Here is a 26,016-nt window from a genome sequence, read left to right on the forward strand (position 1 = left end):
GGACCAAAGCATTACATAAATAACCTGTCCCCGCACGGCGAGCAGGGAATTAGGAAAATATTCATGCATTTTAAATGCATTAAATAAGATCAAAAAAATGGCGGAAAACCGTTATGACAAAACGGCTTTACCCTGTCGACCTGCGTACCACACGCCGCACAGCCCCAGTAAAACAGCCAGCAGCAACGGCACCAGACGCCCGTACCGCCCGAAAACGGTCAGCGGCAGGGCATCGGGCACGGCATGCACCAGCACACCCTGACGGTCCCAGCCCAGCCGCGCCAGTTCATGTCCCCGCCCGTCAAACACGGCCGAGATGCCGGTATTGGCGGCACGGGTAACCGGCAGCCCTTCCTCCACCGCACGGATACGCACGGCGGCCAGATGCTGGCGGGGCCCGGCGCTGTTGCCATACCAGGCGTCGTTGGTGCTGTTCATAAGCCAGTCGGGCCGGTCATGCGGGGCTGTCACCTGACCTGAAAAAATCACTTCGTAACAGATCAGCGGTCCCACCGGCGCAATACCGGGCAGATGCCACGTCCGCACACCGGGGCCTGGGGTCATGCCCTCACCCGGCACAACATGGAAGGGCAGGAAGGCGGGTTGGTACTCTCCAAAGGGAACCAGATGCGCCTTGTCATACACCATGGACCCCGCGCCGTCGGGCGGCATCAGGGCCACCATGCTGTTGCGCCAGTGGTGATCATCCTCCAGCCAGCGCACGCTACCAATAATGCCGGCTGCAGCCCCCTGCCCTGCCCGCATGATCATGGGGCGCGCAATATCATCCTCCAGCAGCAGGCCCGGAAATGCCGATTCCGGCCATGCGAACACAACGGGGCGCGTACCCGCCGCCTGCTGCAGGCCCTGCACCACCCCCTGATGGGTCAGGGCAAGGTAACGACGGAAAATCGCCACGTCCGAATTGCCCGCGATCTTGTCCGTCTCGGGCACGTTACCCTGCACCAGCACGACTTCGGGATTATGGAGATAGGTGTCATGGATGCTGCTGAAGCGTGCCACGCCACAGCCAATCCACACCACCATCAGCGCGAGACAGGCCCGGCGGCCAGCACGACCATATAGCGGGGCCAGCGCCACGATACAGGTCAGCAGGGTCAGTCCGTCCACCCCGATCCATGCGGCAGGCTGGATCATGATATCGCCGGCAAGACCGGGGAATTCCCATACGCTGCCCGGCGGGTTCCATGGAAAACCGCTGAACACGTACACCCGTGCCATATCCGTCACCGTCCACAGGGCGGACAGGACCAGCAGACGGCCCGTGCCACGCGGCACAAGGCGGCTCAACCCGGCGGAGAGCGCACTGAGCGGGGCAAGGATCACCGCGCAGCCGGGCGATGCCAGCGGCACCAGCCACCAGAAATCATCCGCGCGCAGCAGGATGGCATACATGAGCCAGTACAGGCCGATGGTATGAAACCCCATCGCGAACATGAAGCCACGCCGCGCGGCCCCACGCCAGTCGGCCGCGTGATCGATCGCCAGCGCCAGCAGGCAGAAGGCGACCGGCAGGACCACCACCGCATGCAACGGCGGAAACGCAAGGGCATACACCCCACCCGCCAGCAGCATGGCCAGATCGGCCCGCCACCCGTGCAGGCGCGCAAGCTTCATATACAGCGTGTACAGGAACATCATGGAGCGTCGCGACCCGCCCCCCTGTGGATTGCGGGGTCAGTCCAGCGCGTCACGCAGGCGACGTTCGTAATGGCGGTAATACTTATCAGCCAGCAGTTCGCTCTTGACCAGTACCGCGACATCGGTGGTGTTGAACTGTTCATCAATCACGGCACCATCGCCCACATACCCACCCAGCCGCAGGTAGCCCTTTATCAGGGGCGGCAGGCGCGCCAGCGACCGCCGGTGGTCCAGCAACTGCGGGTCCGCACGCAGCATTTCCACCCTGCGTTCAGGCAGGGCGCGCACCCGCAGCGCGGGCGGGGCAAGGTGATTGTGGTACAGGTAGGTCAGTTCATCCGACAGCGCATCGGGATCGGTGCCCGGCAGGCTGGCGCAACCGAACAGCACATCAATCCGGTGCAGGAAAATGTAGGACGCAATGCCACGCCACAACAGCTGCATGGCCGCGCGACCGCGATAGTTCATATCCACGCACGACCGGCCCACTTCCAGAAGGCGACCGGGAAATTCGGTCAGGGGCGAAATGTCGTATTCGCTGGAGGTATAGAATTTGCCCAGCTTCCGGGCAGCATCCCCCTGCATCAGCCGGTAGGTACCGACCACGCCCCTGGCACCCGATGAAATGGCATGATCGATCACCAGAAGGTGATCGGCATATTCATCGAATTCATCAATATCCCGCTTCAGGCGCTCGGTACGGGAATCGGGTCTGGCCCCCATTTCCTCATAGAACACCCGGTACCGCAGCGCCTGGGCGGCGTCGCGTTCCTCGTCCGTCGTGGCGATCCGGACGCCAAGGTTTCCCCCCCGCAATTCAGGAAAACCGTTGCGTTCCAGGTCCAGGGTAGAAAGGGACTGTATGGTTTTCTCGATACTCAAGGCCGTGACCTGCCTTTCCGCTGCGTTTGCGCCATCTGGCCCGTCTGTTCTTCTGCCACGTCGGGCAGCTTGCGCGCAAACAGTTCCAGTCGGTGCGAGACCAGTTCGAACCCGAGTTCGGCCGTAATCCTGCGCAACAGCTCGGCATGGTCGGCATGGGTGAATTCCACCACCTGTCCGCTTTCCACATCGATGAGGTGGTAGTGGTCGCCTTCTTCCGTCGCTTCGTAACGGGCCCGGCCACCGCCAAAGTCACGACGTTCGAGAATGCCGTTTTCTTCCAGCAGGCGCACGGTGCGATACACCGTGGCAACCGAAATACGCCCGTCCAGCTGGGAGGCGCGACGATATAGCTCTTCCACATCCGGGTGGTCATGGGCTTCGGACAGGACACGCGCGATCACCCGTCGCTGGCCTGTCATTTTCAGGCCGCGTTCGGTGCACATGCGTTCAATGCGGGTCTGTAGTCCGTTACTGTCTGGTGCCATGTTTACGGGCGTAGCCGATCATGCAGATACCTGTCCACACTACCACACTCCGTGTGGCTCAGTCCTCACGTTTGGTGCCAAGGCCGATCTTGCGTGCAAGCGACGACCGATGGCTGGCATAGTTGGGCGCCACCATGGGGTAATCATGGGGCAGACCCCAGCGTTCACGGTATTCATCAGGCGTCATGTTATAAGCAGTCTTGAGGTGACGCTTGAGCATCTTGAGCTTCTTTCCGTCCTCAAGGCAGACGATGTAATCGGGGAAAACCGATTTCTTGAGGGGGACAGCGGGCACCGGCTTCTCAGGCACGGGTTCCGCACGCCCGAGGGAGGCCACGGCTTCATAAACCCGGTGAATCAGATCGGGAAGGGTATCCGCGTCAAGTTCATTGCGGGATACGTATGCCGAAACGATTTCGGCGGCCAGTTCCCGTACTTCCACTTCTGCCGCTGCATCGGCCATTAATCTGATCCTGTCGCTCTGGAATAATGATGTACCCTATATAAATAATTCCAGACGGATCGCAACAGGTAACAACAAAGGTTTCGTGGTAATATGTCTGATATTGATATGGCAGAAATAGATATCACCCATGAAGTATGCCCGATGACTTTCGTGCGTACCAGGTTGGCACTTGACAGACTTCCTGCCGGGGGAAAACTGCTTGTCCGACTGCGCGGCACCACCCCGCTGGACAATGTTTTACGCAGCCTGAAGCTGCTTGGTCATGTTGTAGAAGAAATACAGACAGAAACAGATGGCATGACACACCGGCTGACCGTCCTCAAATCTCCCGCTGCATGACGCAGGCATCCATCCCATCGGGGTAATAATTGCGCCGTACACCCGCCTGCACGAATCCACTCGTGCGGTACAGTGCCATGGCGGGAGCATTATCGCGCGCCACTTCCAGAAACAGGGTCCGCGCGCCTGCCTGGCCCGCCTGCCGCATACAGCGCGCCAGCAAATCGCGCCCGATACCGCGCCGCTGCCATGCCGGGTCCACGGCAAAGGTCAGGATCTCGGCTTCATCAAACACGGTGCGGACCATGATGAAGGCAGGAGTGTCCCCTTCCGCCATCACGACAGAAACACCCGGCATGTCCAGCAGGGCCTGCATGGCCTGCGCATCCCACCGGTGAGTAGGGGGGAACGCCCGCGCATGGATATGGGCCAGCAACGTGGCCCGCGCGCTGGCGGGCCGGGGGGACAGGGTCATGGCGTATCGGTGGGGGCGGGCCGCAGGCCAGCCGCAGGCAGTTTGGCCTCCGGCGCATCGACATAAAGCGGCTGGGCCGCACGGGGCGGCAGATGGCCACGGAAACGACGCAGGGCTACCGTAGCAATGCCCACGGGGTCAGGCTGCATCAGGTTGCATGTCCGCACATCCATGCGCCATGACAATGCCTGCGCCACATCTTCCGCCGCATTTCCCGCCAGCAGCAAGGGACCGGGCGGCAGTTCAAGCATATCGAGCATATGGGCGGACACGTTTCCCGCCCCATCCCCATCCGCCAGCATTTCGACAAAGACCCGTCCCCGTCGTGCAACGGTGCAGCACACCGGACGCGCCGCCTGTTGCCGGGCCAGATGACGCAGGGCGTCGGCCATGGCTTCCCCCCCGGTCATGCCCATGACGGCACAGCCACTGCCCGCAGCAAGCCCATGGGCAAAGGCCAGCGAGGCCCGCAGTCCCGTGAACGATCCCGGTCCGACGACCACGCCAACCAGTTCGGGCATGACATGGGTCCAGCCGCACTGCGCGAACAGTTCGGTCGCCAGCAGGGGAAACTGTTCCGCCGCGCCACGTCCGGTTGCCTCACGCGTCGCAAGGACAGACAGGACACCATCATCACCCAGCACAAGGCAGGCAATCACGGCACGCGCCTGCGTCCCGGTGGCGCTGCCGTCCATCACCAGAATCCGCATGACCTATACAATCACACAGGCATCATCGAAATCCGGGCGCGGGGCACGGGGCGTGGGTGGCGGTCCATCCGTATAACCCAGACAGACAAGGAAATTGGCCTGCCAGCCCTTCTGCGCCAGAAAGCTGTCTTCCACCATCGCGCCATCGAACCCCGACAGCGGCAGCACCGACAGGCCAAGCGCCCGCGCGGCCATGATCAGGTACGCGCCCTGCAACGTGCCATTGCGAAAGGCCGTTTCTTCCGCCAGTCCCACATCGGCTGCAAACCACTGCCGCACATCCGGGGCGGAATTAAGCGTATCCATGCGGTCAAAGAACAGTGGGTCATGCGCCACGATCACGGTGACCGGGGCGGTCATCACGCGCTGCACGTTTCCCGCCGACAGCGCGGGACGCAGGCGTTCGCGGCAGCTTTCGGTCGTAATGAACACGAAACGCCCGGGGCAGCAGTTACCCGATGTCGGGCCAAGGCGGACCAGATCGTACAGCTGCCGCAGCGTATCCTGCCCCACGGGTCGGTCATTCCACGCCACCGGCGTGCGTGCGGTACGAAACAGAAGATCAAGCCCAGCGTCATCAAGCGCCATGAAACATTCCCAGACTACGCGCAGGCCTGCCGATCAGGCCTCTACCTGCTCTACCGATACCACTTCCGGCACATAATGGCGCAGCATGTTCTCCACCCCGTGCTTGAGCGTCGCACGCGACGACGGGCACCCCGAACACGCACCCTGCATGGTCAGCCGCACCACCCCGTCACGATACCCCCGGAATACAATGTCACCGCCATCACCCGCAACGGCGGGGCGCACGCGGGTATCAAGCAGTTCCTTGATCTGCTGCACGATTTCCTCATCCCCCGGCGCGATCAGATCCTCGACCACCTGCGCGTCGCTTTCGACCACGGCCTGCCCTGTGGCCAGGTAATCAGCCAGCACGGACAGCACCTGCGGACGCAGGTCATCCCACTGTGTTGCATCGCTACGGGTCACGGCAACGAAGTCATTTCCGAAAAAGACGCGGGCCACGCCGTCAAGGTCGAACAGAATTTCCGCAAGGCGCGACCGCCCGGCCACGGAATCGGGGCTGATGAAGTCAGCCGTAGCCCCGTTGGCCATGATCTCGCGCCCCGGCAGGAACTTCAGCGTTGCGGGATTGGGGGTATCTTCTGTTTCGATGAACATTGCTCGGTCTTCCAGACATGACGGGAAAGCGGGACATGCAAACGTACTTCCCAAGTCCTGTTATATGATCGACGCGCGCGTAAATCCAACCCCACACGACAGGGCCCGGCCCGCTTTTAGCTGCCGGGACGTATCACAGCATTGCGTGGCAGGACAATTTCCGCGCACAGCCCCCCCTGCGGGCGGTTGTACAGGTGGAAGCGCCCCCCGTCGCGCGCCACTTCGCGACTGACGATCGCAAGCCCCAGGCCCAGCCCGCCGGTACTGCGAGAACGCGACCCTTCCACACGGTAGAAGGGTGTCGTCACGCGCCCGATTTCGGCATCGGGCAGGCCGGGGCCGTTATCCTCCACCCGGATGCACAGGGCGTCCGCCGTCACCGTCAGGCTGACATGGGCGTTGCCACCATAATTCACCGCATTGTCGATCAGGTTGCCCAGCACGCGCTTGAGCGCAAGCGGACGCACCACGGCCTGCGCCTGATCCGGCCCGTCATAGGTCACGTCGCGCCCCTGATCGGCATCATCATCCACCCGTGTCGCCAGGATCGAGGCCACGTTGGCCGACCGCGCGGGTTCGGGGTCCTTTTCCCCCGACAGATAGGCCAGAACGCCTGCAATCATGGCCTCCATTTCCGTAACGTCGGCCTCGATTTCCTTCTGGGCGTTCGCGTCTTCCAGAAAGCCCGCGCGCAGACGCAGGCGGGCCAGTGGCGTGCGCAGGTCGTGGGACACGGCGGCCAGTGCCTCGGTCCGGTCGGCAATCAGGCGGTTGATGCGTTCCTGCATGTCATTGATGGCCCGGGCCAGATAACGGACTTCACGCGGGCCCTTGTTTTCCAGCGGCACCCACTGGCCTGACCCGACCGTATCCGCCACATCCGCCAGCGCACGCAGCGGCATGCTGAGCGCACGCACGAGCATGCCCGCCGCCAGCAGCACCGCCCCCGCCAGAATCGCCGCCGAGACAATGCCGCGCTGCATATGGTGCGGCTGCAGGATGGCGGGGGCAAGGAACCCCATGTAACTGCCATCGGGCAGGCGTAACGTGCCGCGCACATCCGCCGTGGCCGCGATCGTGCCCGACAGGTTCAGCGCATCGCCCCGCAATGCCGCAAGCGACCCCGCCATCCGGTCATGCAGCATGCGCAGCGATGGGGGTTCCACCTTCATCACCCCCTGCTGCGCCGGGGTGCGCCAGTCAACCGTCAGGTCATTGGTGGACAGCATGGCGGCCAGCACCATGCGCTGCGATGTGGGGGTGGCGGCCAGCACGCGGGCATCAATCACCAGCCGCTCCCCCACCTGTTCCAGCTGGGCGTCGTCTATGGTGTAGGTCTCGGCTTCTTCATAAAAGACGGAACTGCCGACAAAGACCAGCGCCACGGCGGCCAGCAGCACGAACATGACGCGCCCCACCAAGCCACGCGGCCATAGCGTAATGCGCCTGGCCACGGGTTCCGGTGCGCGGGGGGGCTGTGGAGGGCGGGTCGCGGTCACGGCCTGATCCCGTCAGATCCGCTCCACCTCCGACGTGAAGATATAGCCCATGCCGCGCACGGTACGGATCAGCCCATCCGAATCCGGCCCCAGCTTGCGCCGCAGGCGGCTGACCAGCACATCCACGCTGCGATCCGACACGTCCCCCAGCCTGGTACGCGACAGTTCCAGCAGCCGGTCACGGCCGATGACACGCTGCGGATTGTCAAGGAAGCTGGTCAGCAGGTCATGCTCCGCCCCCGAAATCTCGACCGCCGTACCGGACGGGTCCGTCAGTTCACGACGGCGCAGGTCCAGCGTCCAGCCGGCGAAGCGGACGGTTTCCCTGCGCTGGCGGCCCGCACTTGGGGTCGTGACCCCGCCGCCCCTGCGGCGCAGTACCGCGCGCACGCGGGCAAGCAGTTCCTTCTGGCCAAATGGCTTGGGCACGTAGTCATCCGCGCCCAGTTCCAGCCCCTGCACGCGGTCAAGCTCCTCACCGCGCGCCGAAACGATAATGACCGGCACTTCCGTCAGCGGCGCCTCCCCCGGCACCACCGGTTCGGACTGGGCACGCAGCCCGCGACACAGGTCCAGCCCGTTGGTGCCCGGCAGCATGACATCAAGGATGATCAGGTCAGCAGCCTGCGCACGCAGCGCGTCCCACATTTCGGGACCGTCCTGCACACCACGCACGCGGTAGCCATCACCCTGCAGGGCGCGGACGATCAGGGTGCGCATGCCAGGGTCATCTTCCACCACAAGGATACGGGCGGGCAGATCATCAGTGGCAGGTATCTGTGTCATTCTCTCGGCCATGTTTCGGTTCAGGGACAGTCATGATGCCATTCATGCGACGGCCTCCAGCATATCCAACGCACCGGGTCGGGATAAGACCATCGTTCATATCATAAAATGTCAGTCATGCCGGGATGCGAAACGCAGGCGGGGCGCCGGATCGAAACCCGGCGCCCCGCTGGTCATCAGTCCCGCTATTTCGAAGGAGCTCAGTGCGCGGCGGCAGCCGAGTTGAGCTTCAGCACCCAGAACTGGGCGATGTCACGCGCGCCATTGGTGCCTTCCACGCTGTTGAACGTGGCAATGGCCGCATCCTTCTGCCCTGCCGCGGCCTGCGCCAGGCCAAGGTGCAGGCGGGCGATGTTCACATCCGACGGGCCCTTTGCAATGCCCTGCTTCATCAGCGCGATACCCTTGTCGCCCTGACCGGACAGCACATAGTTGTAGCCCGCCGTCAGCATGGCGTTGCCGGTGGTCGCCTGTGTGGCGGTGGCGTCAAGATGCGCCTTGGTGTCGGCAACGCCCTGCGTTACCAGCGCCTTAAGCTTTTCCTCACGCGGGGCGCTGGCGTCATGCCCCAGCACGCCGGAGCTGTAGCCCTGGTTGATGATATCCAGCGCAAGCTGCGGCAGCCCTGCCTGCATGGCCAGTTCGGTAATGTCCATGTATTCGGCCGGGGTCTTGACCAGACCGGCCTCCAGACGCACGCGGTCGATATCCAGACGCAGCCCCGGGGCCATGTTCGGGGTGCTCAGGACAGAATGCACGACCTGCGCCCAGTAATCGGGCTTGGGGTAATAGGTGGCCAGCAGCACGTAGGTCTTGGTCAGTGCCACATTATCCTTCAGCTGCGCCTGACAGGCGGCCAGAAGCTGAAGCTGGTTTTCCGTGGGTTTGCCACCCGCCTTGATGGCGGCATCGACCTGCGCCTGCTGCACGCGGGCGGCGTTGGCGTAATCATGCTGCAGGTAATAGGACTGAATCAGGATCGTCAGCATCTGCGGGTTCTTGCCACCCGCCTTGATGTATTTTTCCGTGACCGTAATGGCCGTAGGATAATCCTTGGCGGTGAAGGCCATGCTGCCTTCGGCCAGCGCCATCTGTTCCTTGGTCGCGGCAGGGGTGCGGGGCGATGCGATCAGCTTGTCATACGCTGAAATCGCGGCCGGAACATTGCCCGACTGGGCCGCGACGGCGGCACGCATCTGCGCAATGGTATAGGTCTCGAAATCGGACTTGCCGGTCACGGCATCCGCCGCGTCCACATCGGCCATGGCCTGCGGGTATTTCTTGGCGGCAAGTTCAGTCTGCGCCTTCTGCAGCGCCGTGCCGACCTTTTCCCCCAGCTGGTCCGCCGCATGCGCGCCGTGCAGGGGCAGTACTCCCGCCACCGGCAGCGCCATCATGACCCCGGCCAGCAGACGCCCGCGCAACTGGAACAGAGATTTGGATGTGATGTTTTTCAACTGGATATCCTTCCATGAACGGGTCATGGCCCGATTGATCGGCCAGGGCATAACGATGGACCCACGCAGCCCATCATTCAATCCGCCCCCCGCCGATGGCAGCACGGCAGCCCACACGACATTCCTGCCGTATGACCTGCCGTGAAATCAGATCATGCGTGGATTGCAGGTTTATTCAGCAGGCTCGTGCGTTTCATGGCGATAGCCGCCCATCAGGATCGACTGAACGTCAGCGGCGAAGTTGCGGACTTCATCCAGCGCGCCCTTGTTGCGACGGACCAGCATGTTGTAGCCCAGAACCGCAGGCACGGCGGTGCCCAGACCGATGGCGGTCATGATCAGCGATTCACCAACCGGACCGGCAACCTTGTCGATCGAGGCCTGACCCGCGATGCCAATGGCCGTCAGCGCGTGATAGATGCCCCACACGGTCCCGAACAGACCCACGAACGGGGAAGTCGACCCCACGGTGCCAAGGAAGGCCAGGCCACCCTGCAGGCGGTTCTGGATGAAATCCACCGAACGCTGGATGGACATGGTGGTCCAGGAATGCAGATCGATGGATTCCTGCATCGTGCCTTCGTGGTGTTCGGCGGCCTTGATGCCGGTATCAGCGATGTAGCGGAAGGGCGATGCGGTATCGAGCAGGGCCGCGCCTTCCTTGATGTCATGGGCAGGCCAGAACTTCGCCTTCACTTCCTTGGCGTCCTTGAACATGCGTGCCTGTTCAAGGAATTTCGTGATCATGATGTACCAGGTCCCGACAGACATCACGACCATGATGATCAGCACGGTACGGGCAATGAAGTCACCGTTCGACCACAGCGCACCCAGGCCATAGGGATTGGAGTCGGCAGCAGCCGCGGGCGTGGCGTAGGCAAGGGCCGGCAATGCGGTCAGCAGCGCGGCCGCGATGACTTGATTACGATGCTGTCGGGTCATTTACCTGAAATCCTCTGACAAATAGGGCCATGGGTCTGGCCTGCAACACATTTCATGACTGTTATCTGACCAGTCCGGAAACTGAAAATCAATCCGCCTGTATCGTTTTCGGAACAATTTCCGGCATATGGACCCTTCTGTCGCGACCAATGACAGGCGCGGGGACAGGGAAAACCTCCGGCTGGAGCATGACCGGGCGGACAGGGGGTGGTGCCGGGGGAACGGGTGGCATCGGTTCGGGAATGATCCGCAGCGTCACCGGCGGCAATGGGCGGTAGGGTTCGGGAAACATGGGCTTGGCCTTTGGCCGCAACCCATAGGCCAGCACCGACAGGACAATGACATGGACCGCGATGATCACGCCCACCACGCGCAGGTACGGCGTCCGCCGTCGCTGCCGGGCGGCATAATCCAATCCCATGACTTCGTCAGACCACATGCCATTCCTGTCCAGACGCCGCCAGCAGGGATCCCTGCCCGGCCTGCGCGCCATTAAGTGCCAGGGTCTGATTGGGCGTGGTCGGGGCGTATGTGTCAAGCATGATATGCAACAGGTACGGAACAATTTTTCCGTTTCGGAACAAGGCGTCCCGTCCCGACATGAAAAAACCCCGCGGCCGGAAACCGCGGGGTATCACATACGGACGGGCCGTAGCGGATTACTGCGCCTGCGCGCTGGCTTCCGACCGGGTCGCCCCCACGCGGGCCGCAAGGGCTGCAGCCATGAAATCATCCAGGTCACCATCAAGGATGGCGTCCGGATTGGTCTTTTCCACGTTGGTGCGCAGATCCTTGACCAGCTGGTAAGGGGCCAGCACGTAGGACCGGATCTGGTGGCCCCAGCCGATGTCGGTCTTGTTCGCCTCGGTCTGGGCGGCGGCGGCTTCGCGCTTCTGCAGTTCCTGCTCGTACATGCGCGCCTTCAGCATGGTCATGGCCGTGGCGCGGTTACGGTGCTGGGAACGGTCGGTCTGGCACGCCACCACGATCCCGGTGGGGATGTGCGTGATGCGGATGGCCGATTCCGTCTTGTTGACGTGCTGACCGCCAGCACCCGACGCCCGGAACGTATCCACCCGCAGGTCGGCTTCGTTGATCTCGATCTCGATCGAATCATCAACGACGGGATAGACCCACACGGATGCAAACGATGTCTGCCGCCGTGCCGCCGCGTCAAAGGGCGAAATCCGGACGAGGCGATGCACCCCGGCCTCGGTCTTGAGCCAGCCATAGGCATTCGGGCCGCTGACCTGAATGGTGGCGGACTTGATCCCGGCCTGCTCCCCTTCCGAACTTTCCAGCATGGTCACCTTGTAACCATGCTGTTCGGCCCAGCGGGTGTACATGCGCAGCAGCATTTCGGCCCAGTCCTGCGCCTCCGTCCCGCCTGCGCCGGCGTTGACTTCCAGGTAGCAGTCATTGCTGTCCGCCTCGCCCGACAGCAGGCTTTCCGTCTCGCGCCGCTTGGCTTCCTCCGCCAGGGCGCGCAGGCTGGCCAGCGCTTCGGCCACGACAGCCGAATCGCCTTCCATTTCCGCCAGTTCCACCAGTTCGAGCGTATCATTCACATCGGCTTCAAGCCGCTGCACGCCCTCGATCTGGCTGGCCAGCAGCGTACGCTCGCGCATGAGCTTCTGGGCGGCTTCGGAATCATTCCACAAATCGGGATCTTCGGCCCGGTTGTTCAGCTCCGCAAGGCGGTCGATTGCGACATCCCAGTCAAAGATGCCTCCTCAGCAGTGCCACCGACTGCTTGATCTGGTCGTTCAGGGCCTCTGTCTCGGCAGACATGGGCTTGCTCCTCGCTCAACGGTAAACAATGCGGGCACGCGCGCGGCCCGGCATACGGGGCGTCAATACAGGCCGCCCATGCCAATGTCACCCCCGGAAGGCTGGGACGGGGCCGCGCCGGACGGCGCTGCGGGGTGACCTGCGGATGTCGTGCCATCACTGGCCGCTGCCGGACTGCCCGGCATGGTGCCCATGTCATTTTCAGAATCAGGCATGTTTTCAGCACCCGTATCCGCCGCCGTCAGCGCCATGCCCGACCCCGCGCCAAGGTCCACGCTCACGCCGGGCACCTGCCCGGGCTTGAAGGCGTCAATCGCCATGCCCATCCCGGTATCATACCGGGCCAGCTGCACCCCGTCGGGTATGCGGAAGTCAAGACGCGGACGGGTGGCGAACGCCGCCTTCATCACCTGATTCCAGATCGGACCCGCGATCACGCCGCCGGTCTCGTTCTTGCCCAGTGACTGCGGGGTATCGAACCCGATCCATACCACCGTCACCAGATCGGGAGAAAAGCCCGCGAACCATGCGTCATTGAAATCCTGGCTGGTGCCGGTCTTGCCCGCAACGGGACGGTCAATGCCCGCCCCCGCGCGCACGCCGGTGCCCCGCCGCACCACGTCCTGCATCATCGCCACGATCTGGCTGGCCGATGTGGCCGACACCACCTGCGGGCGGGTATCGACCATCTGCGGGCCATCGGCGGGCGTGCCACCGGGCTGCCACGCAATGCCGTCGGGATGCCATATGACGTTGCCGTTGCGATCCTTGATGTCATCAATCAGGGTGGGCGTGACCAGCCGGCCGCCATTGGCAATGGTGGCGTAGGCGGCGGCTTCACGCATGACGGTGGTTTCCACCGCGCCAAGGGCGGCGGGCAGCACCAGCGGCATGGAATGGACAAGGCCCAGTTTCTGGGCAAGGTCCGCCACCGGCTTCATGCCGATCTGGGCGGCAAGGCGTATGGTGACGAGGTTGCGCGATTCACGCAGGGCGTCATGCAGCGTGGTTGGTCCCCAGAAATCCTTTTCATAGTTATTGGGATGCCATTCGCCATAGCTGACGGGGGAGTCATCGAATTTCTGCGATGGCGAGATCCCCTGCTCCATCGCGGCCAGATAGACGAAGGGCTTGAACGACGATCCCGGCTGGCGCGCCGCCTGTGTCGCGCGGTTGAACTGCGATTCCCTGAACGACCAGCCACCCACCATGGCCATGACGCGCCCGGTATGCACATCCACCGTGGCCAGCGCACCCTCCACGCGCGGCACCTGTCGCACGGCCACGCCGCCGCCATCGGCCTGCGGTTCAACCAGCACCACGTCACCTGCCTGCAGCCCCTTGCCGGTGCGCATCCATGCGCGGTCCCGCGCCAGCAATTCGCCCGTATGGGGAATGACGGGGTCACGCCCCTCCAGCCAGCCCACGCGCCCGGTTGCGGGCGACAGCACGACCGCCACCCGCCACTGTTCCAGCATGGCGGCGGGCGGCGTGACACGGGCCAGCGCATTGGCCCAGTCCCCTGCCGCGTCGGCAGCATCGATATGGGTGAACGCGCCACGCCAGCCGCCATGCGCACGGTCATAGCGCAGCAACCCGTCACGCAGGGCGGTGGTGGCCACCTGCTGCAGGTGGGAATCGAGCGAGGTATGAACCGACAGCCCCCCTTCCATGGTGGTGCCGATGCCGTAGCGTTCGATCAGTTCACGGCGCACTTCCTCAGCAAACCATTCGGAACCGGGAACCGGCCCGGGACGGGTGAAGTTGGCGGGAACCAGGGGTTCCTGCTGGGCCTCACGCGCCTCTTCGGGCGTAATGACCTTCAGGTCCGCCATGCGGTCCAGCACCCAGTTGCGCCGGTTGGTCGCCGCCTGCACGAAGCGGTGGGGGTTGTAGTTGGTGGGCGACTTGGGCAGCGCGCCAAGGAAGGCGGCCTCGGCATTATCCAGCTGGTCCAGTGGCTTGTTGAAATAGGTCTGGGCCGCTGCCCCGATGCCGTAGGCCCCTTCGCCCAGGTAGATTTCGTTCAGGTAGATCTCAAGGATCTGTTCCTTGCTCAGCGTCTGCTCCAGCCGCATGGCCAGCAGCGCTTCCTTGATCTTGCGGTCGATGGACACCGCATTGGACCCCAGCAGCATGATCCGCGCGACCTGCTGCGTAATGGTCGATGCCCCGATGGGACGGTGCTTCGTCCCGTGCATCATCATGTCGGTCAGCCCCGCACGCATGATGGCCAGCGGATCAACACCACCATGGGTGAAGAATTTCTGGTCCTCGGCCGCAAGGAAGGCGCTGCGCACGCGCTCGGGTATCGCGCTGTAGGGCACGAATATGCGCCGTTCCGCCGCCAGTTCGGCCATGACCTGATCTTCGCCGGAATACAGGCGGCTCATCACCGGCGGCTGGTAGGTGCGCAGGCCGTCAACCGTGGGCAGGCCTTCGCTCAGGCGTTCATATTCCCCCCATGCCACAAGGCCCGCAGCCCCACCGCCAAGCAGCAGGACAGCAAGCGTGCTGCCCGCAAGCCAGCGCACCATGCGGTAGCGTGGCCGGCGCGGGCCACCGGCATCGGGGCGTGAGGGTCCATCAATCCGGCCATCGCGGCCTGATCCGTCAGCAAGCGTCATCCGGTATCCAATAGGGAAAGAAAGGGGCCGTTCTGTGTCGAGGTCCCCTGTCTAGCATTGTCCCGCGCCGCCGTCGCCCCCGATCCGCCGCCCCGTGGCCGTGCTGGTGCCTTATGCGCCGTTCTGGCGGGCCCATTCCGCGCGGCCGTCGTTATCAAGCTGCCGGAATTCCTCATCGCTCAGCTCAATCGCGGCGGCGGCGGCGTTATCGGCCACATGCGCGGGGTTGCTGGTGCCGGGAATGGGCAGCATGACCGGCGCACGGCGCAGCAGCCACGCCAGCGCGATCTGGCCGGGCTGCACGCCCTTCTCGCCCGCCAGCCGGGTCAGCAGCGTGTCCCCCTTCGTCAGGCTGCCTGCCGCCAGCGGTGCCCACGGAATGAAGCCGATGTTTTCCTTCGTGCAGTAATCCAGCACATCCTCGGAATAACGATTGACGAGGTTGAAGCGGTTCTGGACGGTCGCCACCGGAAAATACAGCCGCGCACGCTCGATCATCTCGACCGTCACTTCGGACAGGCCGACATGACGGATCAGCCCCTGCGCGCGCATGGCGGCGATGGCCTCGAACTGCTGTTCGGGCGTGCAGTCGGCTCCCACACGGTGCAGCTGCCACAGGTCGATGCGCTCGACGCCCAGCCTGCGCATGCTCATCAGAACGCACTGCCGCAGGTAATCGGGATTGCCCACCGGCTTCCAGATATTGGGGCCATGGCGCGTATGGCCGCCCTTGGTGGCGATGATGGTGTCCGGGTAGGGATGCAGCGCCTCGCGGATCAGATCCTCGCTGACAAACGGGCCATAGGCATCCGCCGTATCGACAAAGTTGATACCCAGTTCGGGCAGGCGGCGAAGGGTGGCGAGTGCCGCATCGCGGTCGGCGGGTTCGCCCCATATGCCCGGTCCCGTAATGCGCATGGCCCCGAAGCCCAGCCGCGTGACCTCCAGGTCGCCTCCAATCATGAACGATCCGGACTGCCTTGCATCGGGTGTAAACATGCCATTCTCCTTGCATGGTGCGGGCACGCCGGGATCATCGTGATCAGGACGTGCGGTTGCTGTCTGCCCAGCATAAGGCCACCCCCGCGAGTCCGGTTGCATGAAACCGCCGCAGTTCAGCCCAGCATGCGGCCGATCACCCGCGCGGTGTAGTCCACCACGGGAATGATGCGGGCGTAATTGATGCGCGTCGGCCCGATCACGCCAATCGCCCCCACGATGCGGTTGGAATCCGTACGCGCCGGGGCAACAACCACCGACATGCCCGCCATGCCGAACAGCCCGCTTTCGGCCCCAATGAAAATCCGCACTCCTTCGGATTCACGCGCAAGATCCAGCAGACGCAGCATGGTTTCTTGTGTCTCCAGCCGCTCGAACAGCATCTGGATGGTGGTCAGGCGCTCGATTTCGGTCACATCGGCCAGCAGGCGGCCCTGCCCGCGTATGAACAGGGTACCGCCGCGTTCATCGGCGTCGCTCCATGTGGCCAGCCCGCTGGCCACCACTTCCGCCGTCAGGTGGTCGAGTTCGTTGCGGTTGGCGGTCATGTCGGTGCTGACCGTCTCGCGCAGGCGGTCCAGCGTCTGGCCCGACAGGTGGGCATTGAGGTAATTCCCCGCCTCGACCAGAGCCGAAGGCGGCAGGCCGGGCGGTGTCTCGATCACGCGGTTTTCCACCTGCCCGTCCGCACTGACCAGAATGACCAGCGCGCGCCCCGGGCCAAGGGCCACGAATTCGATATGCTTGATCGTGGTGCCATCGCTTTTTGGGGCCATGACCAGCCCCGCCGCGGATGACAGGCCCGACAGCATGGACGACGCCTTGGCCAGCATGTCCTCCAGCGAACGGCCCTTTACATCCAGCATGCCCGCGATGCTCTTGCGTTCGTCCTCGCTCAGGCTGCCAAACTGCAGCAGGCCATCCACGAACAGCCGCACGCCCTTTTCCGTGGGCAGGCGTCCCGCCGATGTATGCGGCGAAAACAGCAGCCCCGCATCGGTCAGGTCCGCCATCACATTGCGAATCGTGGCCGGTGACAGTGACAGCGGCAGGCGCTGCGACAGGGTGCGTGAGCCCATCGGCTCACCCGTTTCGACATACTGCTCCACGATCTCACGCAGAATCGCGGCAGAACGCGCATCAAGACCGGACAGCAGCGCTGGCTGTGATACCAGTGGTCGTGTTTCCATCGCCATGCCTCCCGTATTGCACGTATCCATTCACCATGCGGACCATCCGCGTCCTTATCCTAGCAGATCCTGTCCCGTCATGCCCACGCGGGACTGGAAACAGGGGCGGATTGCAGGCTATGCCGCACCATCACCTTGCGGAGTTTTACGCCCATGCGCCCATCCGGCCGTGCCATTGACGCCCTGCGTCCCGTTTTCATCCAGCCCGGTTTCGCCCGCCATGCCGAAGGGTCCGCCCTGATCCGCATGGGCGGGACCGAGGTCCTGTGCGCCGCCACGGTCGAAACCCGCGTGCCCTCCTTCCTGCGTGGCAAGGGTCAGGGCTGGGTCACGGCGGAATACGGCATGCTGCCACGCGCCACCCACAGCCGGGGCCAGCGCGAGGCGGCAAAGGGAAAGCAGACCGGCCGCACGCAGGAGATCCAGCGCCTGATCGCCCGCGCGCTGCGCGCGGTGGTGGACCTGAAGGCACTGGGGGAAATCTCGGTCACGGTGGACTGCGACGTGCTGAACGCCGATGGCGGCACGCGCTGCGCCGCCATTACCGGGGCATGGGTGGCGCTGCGCCTGGCGCTGGAAAAACTGGTACGCGCGGGCACCCTGCCCGCCCTGCCGATCAAGGGGCAGGTCGCGGCCATCTCATGCGGGCTGACGGATGACGGCCCGGTTCTTGACCTTGATTACCGGGAGGACAGCGCCGCCAGCGCCGATGCCAATTTTGTCCTGACCGCCGATGGCGGCATTGTGGAAATACAGGGCACGGCGGAAAAGGATCCCTTTACCGAAGCCCAGTTCAACACCCTCATGCGGCTTGCCCGCACCGGCACGGCTGAACTGTTCCGTATCCAGACCGCCATTGTGGAAGAGGCACTGAAGGCATGAACGCGCTCCCTACCCGTCTGAACCGTGGCGACACGCTGGTGCTGGCGACCCATAACCGGGGCAAGATCGCAGAATTCGCGGCTCTTCTGGCGGGATATGGCATCCGTGTCGTATCGGCAGGCGACCTGTCCCTGCCCGAACCGGAGGAAACGGCCACAAGCTTTGCCGGCAATGCCGCCATCAAGGCCCTTGCGGCAGCAAAGGCAGCCAACCTGCCCGCGCTGGCCGATGATTCGGGGTTCTGCGTCGCGGCACTCAATGGCGGTCCCGGCATTTTCTCGGCCCGCTGGGCTGGTCCGAAAAAGGATTATCCCGACGCCATGCGCCGCATCCATGACCAGATTGGCGACAACCCCGACCGCAGCGCGTGGTTCATTTCCGTCCTGTGCATCGCATGGCCCGATGGCCGGACCGAGACTTTCGAAAGGCGGATTGACGGGCATGTCATCTGGCCGCCACATGGCGAAAATGGCCACGGCTATGACCCCATCTTCGCCCCCGGCAGCGGCACCCGCAGTTTTGCCGACATGAGTGATGTTGAAAAGAACACCATAAGCCACCGCGCGCTGGCTTTCGCGTTGTTTCGCGATACCTGTCTGCCCACAACAGAATAAAGGGCAGGTTTCTGACGAAGCTTTTTTTCAGAAAGCTTCGAAGAACGCCGCCTTTTAAAAAAAAGGCGGCACCCAAAAACTTTTATTCCCTTTCGTCATGCAAAAGGCCGCCTCCCTTACGGGAGGCGGCCTTTTGCACGGGTTTCATGACCGGCTTACCGCCCGGTCATGATCCGCTCCAGCAGTTGCGCCACGGTAGGCACGAAACCATTGGCATAGAACGGATCGGTCGCGAAACGCCAGGCGTTCGTACCACCGAACATGAGGTTGTGGTCAATCACCGCATCCTGATCCGGCCCGTGTGCATGGGCCGCTGCCTGCAGCGTTTTCTGGATGCAGTAGGACCGCGGGTCCGCCTTGTGCCCGTTGGAATAGGCGGGCGGCTTCTGGGACCAGTTGGAAAAGCGGCATTCCGACAGGCAGCCCATGCAGGCCCCCTGATCGGCCAGGATCTCACGCGCCTTCTCAGGGGACACGAACACCAGCGTGTTATCCGGCGTACGCATGGCCTCGGTATGGCCTTCTTCCATCCACAACCGCGCGCGCTGCTCGTCCGCAGGGGTGACAAAAACCTGCCGCCCACGCGCACCGATGGCCAGCGCCGCCGTGTGTTCGCCCAGTACTTCGGGGGAGAAGGGCACCTGCCGCTCCGCACGGCCACGCAGTTCACGCAGAAACGAATTGTTCACCGCGGACGAATAGAAGCCGGTGGGGGAGAAACGATTGAGGAACACATCCCCTTTCTTCAGCGTCAGCAGGCGCCGCTTCCACGCATCGGGGATCGGGCTTTCACGCGTCAGCAGCGGACGGGTACCGAACTGGAATGCGATCGGCCCGAGTTCGGGGTTGTCGATCCAGTCCTGCCATTCCTCCAGCCACCATACGCCGCCAGCCATGATGATCGGCGTGTCATCAAGGCCGAAGGCACGCATCTGCTTGCGCAGCGCCAGCACGCGGGGGAACGGGTCCTCCGGCGCCAGCGGGTTTTCAGTGTTGGACAGGCCGTTATGGCCACCCGCACGCCACGGGTCTTCGTACACCACAGCGCCCAGCAGTTCGGCCGTCTTGTGGTAAGAACGCCGCCACAGGGCGTTGAACGCCCGGGCGGACGATACGATAGGATAATAATGGATGCCGAAACGCGCCGCAATTTCCGACAGGCGGTACGGCATGCCCGCGCCGCAGGTCAGGCCCTGGATCATGTCCGGAGCGCCTTCCAGCACGCCCTGTATGACACGTTCCGCCCCACCCATTTCCCACAGGATGTTGGCGTGGATCCGGCCTTTGCCGCCCGCGATCTCATGCGCGATGCGGGCCTGCGCGATTCCGCCACGAATGGCGTAGTCGATCAGTTCCTCGTGCCGCTCACGTCGTGTTTTACCATGATAGATCTGCGGGACGACATTGCCATCCTTGTCATAGGAATCGGCATTCACGATCGAGACCGTGCCAGCCCCCCCGGCTGCCGCCCAGTGCCCGGCGGATACGCCGGTTGAGATCGAGACGCCCTTCCCCCCTTCGACCAGGGGCAGAATATCCGTCCCGCCCATACGGATCGCATTGATCGGCTTCATCACCATTCCATCGTCATGTGTCTGCCCGCGCGGCAGGATGCGCCCATACCGGACGCAGCCCGCCACCGGGTGTCATACAGGCCGGAGCCGCGTCTTAGCGCGCGGGCGCCCGGCCGGGCTTGGCGCCCACTGTCTCGGTGATATCGGCACCGGTTTCCTGATCGACCACGCGCATGGACAGCTTGACCTTGCCGCGATCGTCAAAGCCCAGCACCTTCACCTTCACTTCGTCTCCCTGCTTGACGACATCGGTCGTCTTGGAGACACGGCCCTGCGCCAGTTCAGAAATGTGAACCAGCCCGTCACGGGGGCCGAGGAAGTTGACGAACGCACCGAAATCGGCGGTCTTGACGACCTTGCCGTTATAGATGTGGCCCACTTCGGGTTCCGCCGTGATGCCACGGATCCGCTCGATGGCCTTTTCGGCCTGATCGTCGGACGACGCCGCGATCATGATCGTGCCGTCATCGTTGATGTCGATCTTCGCACCCGAATATTCAACAATCTCACGAATGACTTTACCGCCCTGACCGATCACATCACGGATCTTTTCCTTCGGCACGGAGATCGTGGTGATCTTCGGCGCGGAAGACGACACATCCGAACGGCCTTCGGTCAGCGCCTTGGCCATTTCACCCAAAATGTGCAGGCGACCCTGACGGGCCTGACCCAGCGCGATCTTCATGATTTCAGGCGTGATGGACGTGATCTTGATGTCCATCTGCAGCGCGGTCACACCCTGCTCGGTGCCCGCCACCTTGAAGTCCATGTCGCCAAGGTGATCTTCATCGCCAAGAATGTCGGACAGGACGGCGAAGTCCTCGTCTTCCTTGATCAGGCCCATGGCGATGCCCGCCACCGGACGCTTCAGCGGCACACCGGCATCCATCAGCGCAAGCGAGGTGCCACATACGGTCGCCATGGAAGACGAACCATTGCTTTCCGTGATCTCGGACACGACACGCATGGTGTACGGGAAGGTGTCCTTGCCCGGCAGCAGCGGGTGGATCGCACGCCATGCCAGCTTGCCATGGCCGATTTCACGACGGCCAGGGGATCCCATGCGCCCGCATTCCCCGACCGAGAACGGCGGGAAGTTGTAGTGCAGCATGAAGTTGTTGCGGTATTCGCCTTCCAGCGCATCCACGATCTGCTCGTCCTGACCGGTGCCAAGCGTCGCGACCACAAGGGCCTGCGTCTCGCCACGGGTGAACAGGGCGGACCCATGCGCGCGGGGCAGGATACCGACTTCGGACACGATCGGGCGGATCGTTTCCAGATCACGGCCATCGATGCGGAAACCGGTGTCCAGCACCTCGGTGCGGACCACATCGGCTTCCAGATCCTTGATCATGGGCTTGGCGGCATCGGCATCGTCCTCGCCAATCTTGGCAAGGATGGCGTCACGCGCGGCTGCGACCTTCTTATAACGCACCTGCTTTGTGCGTTCCTTGTACGCATCGGCGATCAGGGCGCGACCGACCTTGTCCACCTTCTTGCGCAGCTTGATTTCCTCAGCCGTCGGCTCGGCCAGGTCCCAAGGGGCCTTGGCGGCGCTTTCGGCCAGGTCAATGATCGCATCGATCACCGGCTGGAAGGCTTCGTGACCGAACGTCACCGCACCCAGCATCACCTCTTCGGACAGTTCCACGGCCTCGGACTCGACCATCAGCACGCCTTCGGACGTGCCGGCCACAACCAGATCCAGTTCGCTTTCCTTGAGCTGGGAAATGGTCGGGTTCAGCACGTACTTGCCGTTGGAATAACCGACACGGGCCGCACCCACCGGACCAAAGAACGGAATGCCCGACAGCGTCAGCGCCGCCGAACAGCCGATCAGCGCCACAACGGCGGGGTCGTTTTCCATGTCGTGGCTCAGCACGGTGGCGACGACCTGCACTTCATTACGGAAGTTTTCGGGGAACAGCGGGCGGATCGGGCGGTCAATCAGGCGCGAGTTCAGGACTTCAGCCTCGCTCGGGCGGCCTTCACGCTTGAAGAAGCCACCGGGGATCTTGCCCGCGGCATAGGCCTTTTCCTGATAGTTGACCGTCAGCGGGAAGAAATCCTGTCCCGGCTTCACGCTCTTGGCGCCAACGGCCGTGCACAGCACCACCGTGTCGCCATAGGTTACGACAACCGCGCCGTCGGCCTGACGGGCGATCTTGCCCGTTTCCAGCACCAGCGGGCGGCCGCCCCATTCGATTTCCTTGCGAAAATAATTGAACATCCAGACAAACCCTGTCCGTTGACTGCCGCAATGCAGGCGGGCCGGACATGGGAACGTTGATGGCAGCGCCTCGGACGGCATGGAGCGATGACGGCACATACCGCCAGAACACCATGTGGCCTGAAACGCTGCGATCCGGTCCGGATATCTCCGCCGTGGCGTCGGCAGCGTGTTGATGGCGCCCGTCAGGGGCACCAGAAAAGTAGCGGCCCGACGGGGCGCGGGCAGGCAGAAGCATGCGCCGCGCCCGTACGGGCCATGCGGAAAGGCATTATGCCTGCCTTCCCGCGTGGTCGCAAATCAGCGACGCAGGCCGAGGCGCTTGATCAGCGTTTCGTAACGGGCCTGGTCCTTGCGCTTGACATAATCCAGCAGGCGGCGGCGGCGGCCAACCAGCATCAGCAGGCCACGGCGGGAATGGAAATCCTTCGCGTGGGTCTTGAGGTGGTCGGTCAGGTTCACGATCCGCTCGGTCAGCAGGGCGACCTGCACTTCCGGCGAGCCCGTGTCCGTCGCGGCATTGCGGTATTCACTAATCAGCGCCGTACGGCGTTCAGCGGTAATCGACATCGTCTTTCTCCATTACAGACAATTCAGTTCACAGCATGCGTACTGATCGCAGCCAGCCGTCCACGGGACGGCACAGTCCGACCACACGCGCCCCGTCCATCGCACGCACGACACCCGAACGGGGGTCGGTGTGCTCAGGCATCCGGTCCGCCAGCTGGTTCAGGTCTATTGCCTGGCCATATGACAGGGCATCCGCTTCCTCACGGGTCAGGGCCAGCGCCGGGATGTCGGCCAGCGCGGTCGCGACCGGAAGCAGCAGATCCGGTGGAGCAGGCGCGTTGTCGGCGCTTGCGACAATTTTGTCCAGTGGAATCGCATGGGATTCATCAAAAGGCCCGACGTTCAGCCGCCGCAACGCGGCCACATGCCCCACCGTGCCACAGGCCAGCGCGATATCGCGGGCCAGCGCGCGCATGTACACGCCCTTGCCCGATTCCACCTCGAACACCGCCGTATCGGCATCGGGGCGCGCGATCAGTTCAAACCGGTCAATCCGCGCGGGACGGGGGGAAAGTTCCGGCGCATTGCCCGCGCGCGCCATGTCATAGGACCGCTTTCCCCCCACCTTCAGCGCGGAAAAGACCGGTGGCACCTGCATGATATCGCCCCGAAAGGCAGCCAGGGCGGTCTCGAACGCGGCATTGTCGGGGCGCACGTCGGATACGGCGGTCACGCTGCCTTCCGCGTCGTCACTGTCCCGTGCTTCCCCGATGCGCAGGGTGAAGTGATAGCGCTTGGTGCCATCCATTATATAAGGCACGGTCTTCGTCGCCCTGCCAAAGGCGATGGGCAGCAGTCCCGTCGCCAGCGGGTCCAGCGTGCCGCCATGGCCCGCCTTGGCCGCATCAAACAGGTAACGCGCACGGCCCACGACCTGTGTCGAGGTCATTCCTGATGGCTTGTCAACTATCAGCCAGCCGTCCAGCGGGCGTCCACGTTTGCGTCCCATTGCAGGCACCTTGCGTCATGAGGGGGGAATGCCGTGCGTTTAGACGAGGCACGCATGCACGGCAATGCCCCATTCCGTCTGGGGGGCTGGCCGCCTGCGCCACACATGGTAAAAGGCGAAGCGGGCACATGCCTGCCATCCCCGCAGCCCGCTTTGCCTGCTGTGGATGTAGTGTCATCTTGCAGCAAACGGACACATGGACAAATGTGTCCGCAACCGTTTTTTATTCTGCGTCTAGGGAGACCTGAACACCATGGCTGAACGGCAGACCACGGTCGGTGCATTTGTGTTGGGTGGAGCCCTGCTTGGTGTGACGGCCATAGCGCTGTTCGGACAGTTTCATCCCTTTTCCCCATCCAGCCGGGCCGTGGTGGTGTTTGACAGCCCGATCAACGGACTGGGCGTGGGTGCGCCCGTGACCTTCGACGGGGTGCAGGTGGGGCATGTGGACCACATTGCCGTTCAGTTCGATCCCCAGACCCATCAGGCCTATATTCCCGTGACGCTGGAACTGCAGGCAAATGGCGCGCACATGGCGGGAAGCCATGGCAAGGTACTGGACAGCAGCGAACTGCCGAAGCTGGTTGAAAACGGCCTGCGCGCCGAACTGCACATGCAGAGCTTCGTGACCGGTCAGGAAGAAATCGACCTGACGTTCGACCCCAGCGTGCCGGCCCACCTGCATCCGGGAATCAGCCCGCTGCCGGAAATCCCGGCACGTGAATCGGAAATGCAGAAGCTGACCGATGCCCTGACCGCCCTGCCGCTGAAAAACATCGCCAACAATGCTGACGCCATGCTGGTCAGCATCCGCACGCTGGCGGACAAGCTGGACAAGGACCTGCCCCCGCTGGTGGACAGCGTGCGGGCCACGTCCGACCACACCCGGATAACGGTTGATACCGCGACCGACACGATCCGCGACCTGGACCACCATATGGATACGACGCTGGCATCCATTGACCGTCTGGCCGATACCGGCACGGCGCAGCTGGATGCGCGTGGCGGCGAACTGCACACCCTGCTGGTCAATTCCAATGAAACGGTCACGGAAGCCAGGGGCGCGCTGGCCGGGCTGCATGACATTACCGCGCCAAGTTCTGCCGATCGGTCCAATATCGACTCGTCGCTGCGTGATCTTGCCGCCGCCGCCGCCGCCCTGCGCGGGTTCGCAACCGATGTGGAACGCAATCCGCAGCTACTGCTGATGGGACGGCGTAACTGATCCGACTGTAGAAACGTTTTTTCGCAAAAAGGCCGGTCAGGGCATAACCCGACCGGCCTTTTTGTTATTCAGAACACATACGCTAAGCAGATGGATCAGTCTTCCTTCAGATCCCGCCTGACTTCCGGCTGTCGCAGCATGTTATCGACCTCCATGGCGTAATCCAGCGCCGTATCAGGCTGGAAATGCAGGTCGGGCACACCGCGCAGCCGCAGCGCATGGGACAGCCGCGTCCGCAGGAAAGGCGTTACCCGCTTGAGTGCGGGCAGCAGTTCCGCCACGTCGCTACGCCCCAGACGCGCCACGAATACGGTCGCGTGCTTAAGATCGGGCGAGATACGCACCTCGGTCACCGTAATGCGCACATCCGCCAGATCCGGGTCACGGAATTCAGTGCGGGAAAAGATTTCCGCCAGCACACGGCGGACTTCTTCCGCCACACGCAACTGGCGCTGCGAGGGACCAGATGCGGAATGGCCGGCAAGTTTCCCTGCCGGCCCGCTCTCGCTCATCCCTTTTCTGGATGAATTACGG

General features: G+C 63.3%; 26 protein-coding genes. 4 read left to right on the forward strand and 22 right to left on the reverse strand.

All coding sequences use genetic code 11. The features are described from left to right. Positions 1-111: 111 nt before the first annotated feature. Genes lnt through HNO79_RS02515 form a run of 4 tightly spaced genes read right to left on the reverse strand, consistent with a single transcriptional unit; the run spans position 112 to position 3,495 of the window. Positions 112-1,662: an apolipoprotein N-acyltransferase gene (gene lnt, locus HNO79_RS02500; protein ID WP_214164633.1), complete on the reverse strand. Its 1,551-nt coding sequence runs from the start codon at positions 1,660-1,662 to the stop codon at positions 112-114. A 36-nt stretch (positions 1,663-1,698) separates the two neighbouring features. Continuing rightward, positions 1,699-2,544, reverse strand: a complete 846-nt coding sequence (locus HNO79_RS02505) for a GNAT family N-acetyltransferase (protein WP_010514761.1) — start codon at positions 2,542-2,544, stop codon at positions 1,699-1,701. Continuing rightward, a complete protein-coding gene (locus HNO79_RS02510) occupies positions 2,541-3,032 on the reverse strand; it encodes a Fur family transcriptional regulator (protein WP_200410242.1) in 492 nt (163 codons plus the stop codon). The genes HNO79_RS02505 and HNO79_RS02510 overlap by 4 nt, the downstream gene beginning before the upstream one ends. 58 nt (positions 3,033-3,090) lie before the next feature. Continuing rightward, a complete protein-coding gene (locus tag HNO79_RS02515; protein WP_010514757.1) occupies positions 3,091-3,495 on the reverse strand; it encodes a MucR family transcriptional regulator in 405 nt (134 codons plus the stop codon). Between the two features lie 93 nt (positions 3,496-3,588). On the opposite strand from HNO79_RS02515, the gene HNO79_RS02520 reads away from it, so the two are divergent. Further along, positions 3,589-3,837, forward strand: a complete 249-nt coding sequence (locus HNO79_RS02520) for a sulfurtransferase TusA family protein (protein WP_214164634.1) — start codon at positions 3,589-3,591, stop codon at positions 3,835-3,837. Here the strand turns inward: HNO79_RS02520 and rimI are convergent. The 13 genes from rimI to hrcA all read right to left on the reverse strand — a co-directional run bounded on the left by rimI (position 3,818) and on the right by hrcA (position 17,444). Further along, the gene (gene rimI / locus HNO79_RS02525; RefSeq protein WP_214164635.1) at positions 3,818-4,252 is read right to left on the reverse strand and encodes a ribosomal protein S18-alanine N-acetyltransferase; all 435 of its coding nucleotides are present in this window, start codon (positions 4,250-4,252) and stop codon (positions 3,818-3,820) included. The two genes, HNO79_RS02520 and rimI, sit on opposite strands and share 20 nt — an antisense overlap. Next, positions 4,249-4,962, reverse strand: a complete 714-nt coding sequence (gene tsaB / locus HNO79_RS02530) for a tRNA (adenosine(37)-N6)-threonylcarbamoyltransferase complex dimerization subunit type 1 TsaB (RefSeq protein WP_214164636.1) — start codon at positions 4,960-4,962, stop codon at positions 4,249-4,251. The genes rimI and tsaB overlap by 4 nt, the downstream gene beginning before the upstream one ends. A gap of 3 nt (positions 4,963-4,965) precedes the next feature. Next, positions 4,966-5,550 (reverse strand): malonic semialdehyde reductase, encoded by a 585-nt coding sequence (locus HNO79_RS02535; RefSeq protein WP_010514752.1) that lies wholly within the window; start codon positions 5,548-5,550, stop codon positions 4,966-4,968. A gap of 33 nt (positions 5,551-5,583) precedes the next feature. Further along, the gene (locus HNO79_RS02540) at positions 5,584-6,147 is read right to left on the reverse strand and encodes a NifU family protein (RefSeq protein ID WP_010514751.1); all 564 of its coding nucleotides are present in this window, start codon (positions 6,145-6,147) and stop codon (positions 5,584-5,586) included. A gap of 116 nt (positions 6,148-6,263) precedes the next feature. Beyond that, entirely contained in the window at positions 6,264-7,553 is a 1,290-nt protein-coding gene (locus HNO79_RS02545; RefSeq protein WP_232275730.1) for an ATP-binding protein, read from the reverse strand. Positions 7,554-7,658: 105 nt separating this feature from the next. Further along, positions 7,659-8,432 carry a response regulator transcription factor gene (locus tag HNO79_RS02550; protein WP_048857283.1) on the reverse strand — a complete coding sequence of 258 codons (774 nt, stop codon included), beginning with the start codon at positions 8,430-8,432 and terminating at the stop codon, positions 7,659-7,661. A 200-nt stretch (positions 8,433-8,632) separates the two neighbouring features. Next, positions 8,633-9,940 carry a tetratricopeptide repeat protein gene (locus tag HNO79_RS02555; protein WP_244987409.1) on the reverse strand — a complete coding sequence of 436 codons (1,308 nt, stop codon included), beginning with the start codon at positions 9,938-9,940 and terminating at the stop codon, positions 8,633-8,635. 120 nt (positions 9,941-10,060) lie between these two features. Continuing rightward, positions 10,061-10,831, reverse strand: coding sequence for a MotA/TolQ/ExbB proton channel family protein (locus HNO79_RS02560; protein ID WP_010514747.1), 771 nt, complete (start codon positions 10,829-10,831; stop codon positions 10,061-10,063). 88 nt (positions 10,832-10,919) lie between these two features. Then, entirely contained in the window at positions 10,920-11,270 is a 351-nt protein-coding gene (locus tag HNO79_RS02565) for a hypothetical protein (protein WP_010514746.1), read from the reverse strand. 220 nt (positions 11,271-11,490) lie between these two features. Beyond that, positions 11,491-12,622, reverse strand: a protein-coding gene (gene prfB / locus HNO79_RS02570) for a peptide chain release factor 2 (RefSeq protein WP_110507082.1) whose coding sequence is annotated in 2 segments (ribosomal slippage) — positions 11,491-12,552 and positions 12,554-12,622 — 1,131 coding nt in all. Because the reading frame shifts where the segments join, the coding sequence is not laid out codon by codon here. Between the two features lie 62 nt (positions 12,623-12,684). Further along, positions 12,685-15,249, reverse strand: coding sequence for a penicillin-binding protein 1A (locus HNO79_RS02575; protein ID WP_200410238.1), 2,565 nt, complete (start codon positions 15,247-15,249; stop codon positions 12,685-12,687). A 111-nt stretch (positions 15,250-15,360) separates the two neighbouring features. Further along, entirely contained in the window at positions 15,361-16,248 is an 888-nt protein-coding gene (locus tag HNO79_RS02580; RefSeq protein ID WP_048856826.1) for an aldo/keto reductase, read from the reverse strand. Between the two features lie 116 nt (positions 16,249-16,364). Next, a complete protein-coding gene (gene hrcA / locus HNO79_RS02585; protein ID WP_082071215.1) occupies positions 16,365-17,444 on the reverse strand; it encodes a heat-inducible transcriptional repressor HrcA in 1,080 nt (359 codons plus the stop codon). Positions 17,445-17,591: 147 nt separating this feature from the next. Between hrcA and rph the strand changes: the two genes are divergently transcribed. Then, a complete protein-coding gene (gene rph / locus HNO79_RS02590; RefSeq protein ID WP_010514740.1) occupies positions 17,592-18,320 on the forward strand; it encodes a ribonuclease PH in 729 nt (242 codons plus the stop codon). Then, entirely contained in the window at positions 18,317-18,934 is a 618-nt protein-coding gene (rdgB, locus tag HNO79_RS02595; protein ID WP_214164637.1) for an RdgB/HAM1 family non-canonical purine NTP pyrophosphatase, read from the forward strand. Before rph ends, rdgB begins: the two co-directional genes overlap by 4 nt. A 155-nt stretch (positions 18,935-19,089) precedes the next feature. On the opposite strand, the gene HNO79_RS02600 is transcribed toward rdgB, so the two are convergent. The 4 genes from HNO79_RS02600 to truB form a co-directional block, all read right to left on the reverse strand. After that, entirely contained in the window at positions 19,090-20,508 is a 1,419-nt protein-coding gene (locus HNO79_RS02600) for an NAD(P)H-dependent flavin oxidoreductase (RefSeq protein WP_214164638.1), read from the reverse strand. A gap of 94 nt (positions 20,509-20,602) precedes the next feature. Further along, on the reverse strand, positions 20,603-22,738 hold the full coding sequence (gene pnp / locus HNO79_RS02605; protein WP_010514734.1) for a polyribonucleotide nucleotidyltransferase: 2,136 nt from the start codon (positions 22,736-22,738) through the stop codon (positions 20,603-20,605). Positions 22,739-23,038: 300 nt separating this feature from the next. Next, entirely contained in the window at positions 23,039-23,308 is a 270-nt protein-coding gene (rpsO, locus tag HNO79_RS02610; protein ID WP_010514733.1) for a 30S ribosomal protein S15, read from the reverse strand. 28 nt (positions 23,309-23,336) lie between these two features. Further along, positions 23,337-24,257, reverse strand: a complete 921-nt coding sequence (gene truB / locus HNO79_RS02615; RefSeq protein ID WP_214164639.1) for a tRNA pseudouridine(55) synthase TruB — start codon at positions 24,255-24,257, stop codon at positions 23,337-23,339. 253 nt (positions 24,258-24,510) lie between these two features. On the opposite strand from truB, the gene HNO79_RS02620 reads away from it, so the two are divergent. Further along, positions 24,511-25,482 carry an MlaD family protein gene (locus tag HNO79_RS02620; RefSeq protein ID WP_214164640.1) on the forward strand — a complete coding sequence of 324 codons (972 nt, stop codon included), beginning with the start codon at positions 24,511-24,513 and terminating at the stop codon, positions 25,480-25,482. 95 nt (positions 25,483-25,577) lie between these two features. Here the strand turns inward: HNO79_RS02620 and rbfA are convergent, their stop codons facing one another. Further along, positions 25,578-25,994 (reverse strand): 30S ribosome-binding factor RbfA, encoded by a 417-nt coding sequence (gene rbfA / locus HNO79_RS02625; protein WP_214164713.1) that lies wholly within the window; start codon positions 25,992-25,994, stop codon positions 25,578-25,580. Positions 25,995-26,016: the final 22 nt, after the last annotated feature.

It is taken from the genome of Komagataeibacter oboediens (assembly GCF_018491655.1).
GTDB lineage: Bacteria > Pseudomonadota > Alphaproteobacteria > Acetobacterales > Acetobacteraceae > Komagataeibacter > Komagataeibacter oboediens.